Here is a 5,422-nt window from a genome sequence, read left to right on the forward strand (position 1 = left end):
AGCTGGGCTATCAGGACGTGGGTTCGTGGACGTTCATGAAATCCACGCCTGAGAAGCAAAAACTGGCGGCCTGGCTGTATGCGCAGTTCGTGACTTCGAAAACCGTCTCTCTGAAGAAAACCATCGTCGGCCTGACGCCGATCCGCGAGTCGGACATCAACTCGCAGGCCATGACCGATCTGGCACCGAAACTCGGCGGTCTGGTGGAGTTCTATCGCAGCCCGGCCCGCGTGCAATGGACGCCGACCGGAACCAACGTGCCGGACTATCCGCGTCTCGCACAGTTGTGGTGGAGCCACATTGCTGAAGCCGCCAGCGGCGAGAAAACCCCGCAACAGGCACTCGACGGTCTGGCCAAGGATCAGGACGCCATCATGTCCCGCCTGGAACGCTCGAAAGCCCAAGCCACCTGCGCCCCGAAAATGAACCCCGAGCGCGACGCGCAATACTGGTTCGACCAACCGGGCGCTCCGAAACCGAAACTGGAAAACGAGAAGCCGAAAGGCGAGACCGTGAGCTACGCCGAACTGCTGAAATCGTGGGAGGCGGCGCGTAAGTAAACTGGTGGGACTGTGAAAGACGAACGGCACTGGAAGGTGCCGTTTTTCTTTGGTGTCTGTGATACCGCAATCGCGGGCAGGCTCGCTCCCACAGGATTGGTGGCATACCCAGAACTTGCGAAAAATCGCTAGTTGCTCCAATCACTGTAGGAAGTGGGTTGTTGGCTTCTGTGAAATTTCCTATTCGTTGTTTCGGCAATGCCATCGGGATTGCTGCCAGCATGCGTCCCGCCGTCTCATTCGTCCTCGACCGATACGCTTTCTACTCAGTACTTCTGCAGGAAGGAGAGGGAAGGCAATTCAAATCGATGACAATAAGGACGTTGCACATGAATGCTCTTCTGTACCCCTCATCCACCTCCGAAGTCGAGATCATCACCACATCACATGGCTGCATGTTGTTAGTGGTGCGTGAAGGCGTACCGATGGCCGAGGGTTTTCTGCCTTGCATCGAGCAAGGAGAACCTCAATGAACGAAGGGCATTTCATTGGTCAGCATGACAAGACCACCTGTGGCGGCACAGTCCTGGATGGCGACACCAGTTTCATGTGGTATGGCATCGCCCATGCACTAGAAGGTGACCGGGTCACTTGCGGTAAGGATGGGAATACCTATCAGATCGTCGGTGGCATCTCGCACATGATCAGCCACGGCAAAGCCATGGCAGGCACGCTGGACAGCCACAGCAATTGCCCTTGTAGAGCTCAGCTGATTCCATCGGTGGTTACGGCCAGCTATCGAAACGAGGATTCTGCTCCGCCAATGGGCAGGGCCTTTGTACAGCCAGCTAATCAGTCCGAAAAAGTAAAGGCGACAGAATCCCGACTGGCTGAGCCAACGCTTGCACGGAAAACCTCAACCGCACCCGGCGACCCCGGTAAAACCCCACGCTGTAATCACCCGGATCAAATGGAAGAGCTTGCCGTCTACATTGCTGGAGAGATGAACCGAAATATCCTGCATCCAGCCGTGTTGAAAATGAAAGAGCTGCTCAACTACGACAGTAGCGCGGCTGCCAGGCAATTTCAGGAGCTACCGTGGTATGCCAGACTGGCCGGATCACCGAATTTCAACGCTATCGCATTGACGAAGAAGGTTGAAGCGATGGCGATTTGGACTAAACAAGTGGGTCAGGATATGGAGTGGGACCACAAGCCAAAGCTTCGGGAACGATTCCCCGGAGTCAGGCACAAGCAAGGGGGGTATCTCTATTACTACGATATTTGGTCGAACATCCACTACGGTTACGTCGGAATTATAGGGGGACTTTCCGATCGCTTGCTGCTAGACGGCGCAGGGGCTGAACAAATTGCATTGAACAAATTGCATCAGATGCCCTGCGCAAGGCGGAAGAGTTACGAATAATCCCCAAAAAGAACAGAGCACTTCCTGGTCCTCGTCCCACGGCCAGTCCTTGGACTCAACTGCGATCATGGGATGATGTAGCTGATAGAGTGTCGATAGGTATCGGTATAAAACTTGCCAATCTGTACCCTGATGGCGGAATAACAGCGCAGATCATCATGAATAAAGTGTTGGCAGTAGCTCCAAAGGACTGGGGAGACGGAGTCAGTGTCCACATCTGTCAATAAACCACGATTCCGGTACATAAGATGGCTCTGGATTCCATTGCTCCCACTACTCCTGCCGCTGCTGGTGTTGTGTTTGATCGCCCTATGGAATATTTATGTTCTACCCAGCGCAACCGTAAATTACTCCAAGGATGCCAAGCAGGTATTGCGGTACACATGGAATGTCAAAGATCGAATATACCGGGGACGGATATCTCCCGGAGATGCAGTCAGTGACCACGGATATCTAATTCCGGATACCCATTTTTTCATGGAGTTTTCGTGGGCTGTCGAAAACGAGCGTTGGCATTGCATCAGCATCACACCGAAGTGGCCCAACACGGATATCTTCCTCGACGCTGACGGCAACATTGATATCCAGAAAGGGAGTGTTCTTGATGGAGTCAGGCTGAAAGAGTGTCAATGGGATTTGGTGAAACCATAATCACGAACGGCACTGCAAGGTGCCGTTTTTTTTTTGCGGTGACTATGTCACCACAATCGCGAGCAAGCTCCCAAAATGGATTTATGCCGTATTCAAAATCTGCGGGCAGACTCACAACCTGTGGGAGCATGGTCCGGGCGGCGTTCCGAAAATGGGGTCGGCTCAGTCACCCACATTCATCAACCGAGCCTGGGTAACCGGGCAATGACCCAGTAGCTTCAGATTCGAGAGCCTCGAATGCATCAAGGATCTCATCAGGCAGCGGCGTGTCGTAGTCTCCGGGGAGTACAAGCTTGTCCTTCATTGCACCAATTCGCTTGTTATGTAACTGCTCTGCCTCTATCGCTTGATTCGACTCCAACGCTACCAATTGCTCGACTGAGAGAGGTTGCGGCTTCGGCAGTTTGAGCTTGTGCGTACGCAACGTGAGCTTGCCCTGGCGCTCGTCGGCCAAGTCGTCGAGGCCGTGTAACAGTTCGGAAAAAACGTCACGTCCCATTGTTCTTCCCCGCGTTGATTTATTAACTCTGAGGCCATTGAAGATAAAGCCAAATGATCAATACGGGATGTAGGACGGCCCTGAGTAGTGTGCAAGATCGTTCCGGGATTTCCGAAAGAGGGCAGGGCAGCGGTAACAAATCCCACAAACGCAAAAACGGCACCCGAAGGTGCCGTTTCTGTTTTCTACCGAGTGTCGCTCAAGCGATCAACCCACCAGCCCCGATTGCTGAACCAGGTTCAGCAGCGGTTGTGGGTAGACGCCGAGGAAGAACGCGACCAGAGCGATGGCCAGCAGCATCACGCCGCCTGCTTTCTGTTCCCAGTGCAGTTGCGCATCGTGGCGACGCAGGTTCGGTTCGATCAGGTACAGGGTGACCATGACACGCAGGTAGTAGAACACGCCGATGGCGCTGCCCAGTACCAGCGAGCCAACCAGCCACCATTGATGCGACTCGACGCCAGTAGCGATGATGTAGAACTTGCCGATGAAGCCCGCGGTCAGCGGAATACCGGCCAGGGAGAGCATCATCACGGTCAGTACGGCGGTCAGGTACGGACGGCGCCAGAACAGGCCGCGGTATTCGTACAGGGCGTCGGCGTCACGGCCGTTGTACGGCGAGGACATCAGGGTGATCACGCCGAAGGCGCCGAGGCTGGTGATCACGTAGGTGACCAGGTACACGCCGATGGCTTCCACGGCCAGGCCTTTGCTCGCCACCAGGGCGATCAGCAGGTAACCGAAGTGAGCGATGGACGAGTAACCCAGCAGACGCTTGAGGTTGCTCTGGGTCAGTGCCAGCAGGTTACCGAACAGGATCGACGCGATGGCGATGATGGTCAGCACATCACTCAGGATGCCGCTGCTTGCCGCTGGCGAGATCTGGAACAGACGCACCATCACCGCGAACACGGCAACCTTGGAAGCGGTAGCGAGGAACGCTGCAACCGGCGCCGGAGCACCTTCGTAAACGTCCGGGGTCCAGAGGTGGAACGGGACCAGCGACAGCTTGAATGCCAGGCCGATCAGCATCATGCCCAGGCCCAGTTGTGCCAGCGAGCTTGGCAGACCGGTAGCCGCCAATGCCTGACCGATGCCGACGAAGCTCAGGGAACCCGAGTCTGCATACAGCAGCGCCATACCGAACAACAGGAATGCAGAACCGGCGGCCGACAGCACCATGTACTTGATGCCGGCTTCCAGCGAGCGCTTGTTGAAGAAGGCATAGGCCACCAGACCATAGACCGGCACCGACAGCAGTTCCAGGCCGATGAACAACCCGGCCAGGTGCTGCGCGCTGACCAGAACCAGGCCACCGGCGGCAGCCATCAGGATCAGCAGGTACAGTTCTTCACGGTTGCCCGGGTAACCCGAACCGCCATCGCCGAGGTAGGCGTGGGCGAGGGTGACACAGGCGAGGGTGGCGACCAGGATCAGCGCCATGTACAGGCAGGCGAAGGTGTCGATTTGCAGCAATGGGGTCACGGCCAGAGGCGCAACCTTCAGAGCCGGCAGGATCGATAGCAAAGCCAGGTTCAGACCCGCCACGGAAATCAGGAAGGTCTGCGAGTGGTTGCGGCGCCAGGCGATCGCCAGCATCACCACGATGATCGTGGCGCTGGTGATCAACAACGGCGCAAGCGCGATAAAGTGTTGAGTCGTGAATTCCATAGCGCTCTTACCGGGCCGAAGCGAGTTGAGTGAAGGCGGTGCCGAGCCATTGCTGCACGCCATGCATCGTAGCGGCAGAGGTATCGAGGAACGGTTGTGGGTACACGCCGAGGTAGATCAGCAGTGCAGCCAGACCGACCACCATGATCAGTTCGCGACCGTCCATGCCATGCAGTACCGCGTCCGATTTGGCCGGACCGAAGTACGCACGGTGGATCATGATCAACGAGTAGACCGAACCGAACACCAGGCCGGTGGTGGCGATGATGGTGACCCATGGAGCGATCGGGAAACTGCCGATCAGGATCAGGAACTCACCGACGAAGTTACCGGTACCCGGCAGACCCAACGACGCTGCTGCAAAGAACAGGCTGAGGGCCGGCAGGTAAGCGATCTTCGACCACAGGCCACCCATTTCACGCATGTCGCGGGTGTGGGTGCGTTCGTACAGTTGGCCACTCAGGATAAAGAGTGCCGCGGCCGACAGACCGTGCGCCAGCATCTGCATCACTGCACCTTGCAGTGCCAGTTGGCTGCCGGAGTAGATGCCGATCAGTACGAAGCCCATGTGGGAAACGGACGAGAAGGCGATCAGGCGCTTGATGTCGGTTTGTGCGAAAGCCAGGAACGCGCCGTAGAAAATCCCGATCAGACCCAGGGTCATGGCGATCGGCG

The 5,422-nt window shown here is 56.5% G+C and carries 5 protein-coding genes and 1 pseudogene; 3 read left to right on the top strand and 3 right to left on the bottom strand.

All coding sequences use genetic code 11. The annotated features are described in order from the left end of the window. The 3 genes and pseudogenes from D8V06_RS03130 to D8V06_RS30705 all read left to right on the top strand — a co-directional run. A pseudogene (locus tag D8V06_RS03130) lies at positions 1 to 560 on the top strand (carbohydrate ABC transporter substrate-binding protein); the annotation flags it as partial. A 329-nt stretch (positions 561 to 889) separates the two neighbouring features. Continuing rightward, complete coding sequence (locus D8V06_RS30300; protein ID WP_177434341.1) at positions 890 to 1,033, top strand: hypothetical protein; 144 nt, start codon at positions 890 to 892, stop codon at positions 1,031 to 1,033. Continuing rightward, positions 1,030 to 1,926, top strand: coding sequence for a polymorphic toxin type 44 domain-containing protein (locus tag D8V06_RS30705; RefSeq protein ID WP_241667765.1), 897 nt, complete (start codon positions 1,030 to 1,032; stop codon positions 1,924 to 1,926). Before D8V06_RS30300 ends, D8V06_RS30705 begins: the two co-directional genes overlap by 4 nt. Positions 1,927 to 2,743: 817 nt before the next feature. On the opposite strand, the gene D8V06_RS03150 is transcribed toward D8V06_RS30705, so the two are convergent. From D8V06_RS03150 to D8V06_RS03160, 3 genes are all read right to left on the bottom strand, one after another. Then, the gene (locus tag D8V06_RS03150) at positions 2,744 to 3,076 is read right to left on the bottom strand and encodes a hypothetical protein (protein ID WP_241667766.1); all 333 of its coding nucleotides are present in this window, start codon (positions 3,074 to 3,076) and stop codon (positions 2,744 to 2,746) included. 207 nt (positions 3,077 to 3,283) lie between these two features. Then, complete coding sequence (nuoN, locus tag D8V06_RS03155) at positions 3,284 to 4,747, bottom strand: NADH-quinone oxidoreductase subunit NuoN (RefSeq protein ID WP_056854624.1); 1,464 nt, start codon at positions 4,745 to 4,747, stop codon at positions 3,284 to 3,286. Between the two features lie 7 nt (positions 4,748 to 4,754). Continuing rightward, positions 4,755 to 5,422: proton-conducting transporter membrane subunit (locus D8V06_RS03160; RefSeq protein ID WP_277751284.1), on the bottom strand; the 668-nt coding region annotated here is incomplete at its 5' end.

Origin of the sequence: Pseudomonas sp. Sample_24 (assembly GCF_004307605.1) — a bacterium.
In the GTDB taxonomy this organism is placed as follows: Bacteria; Pseudomonadota; Gammaproteobacteria; order Pseudomonadales; family Pseudomonadaceae; genus Aquipseudomonas.

What these genes read in the sequence shown, in the direction of transcription:
- D8V06_RS30300 (WP_177434341.1), top strand. Translation starts at nt 890, where the DNA reads ATGAATGCTCTTCTGTACCCCTCATCCACCTCCGAAGTCGAGATCATC.
- D8V06_RS30705 (WP_241667765.1), top strand. Translation starts at nt 1,030, where the DNA reads ATGAACGAAGGGCATTTCATTGGTCAGCATGACAAGACCACCTGTGGC.
- D8V06_RS03150 (WP_241667766.1), bottom strand. Translation starts at nt 3,076, where the DNA reads ATGGGACGTGACGTTTTTTCCGAACTGTTACACGGCCTCGACGACTTG.
- nuoN (WP_056854624.1), bottom strand. Translation starts at nt 4,747, where the DNA reads ATGGAATTCACGACTCAACACTTTATCGCGCTTGCGCCGTTGTTGATC.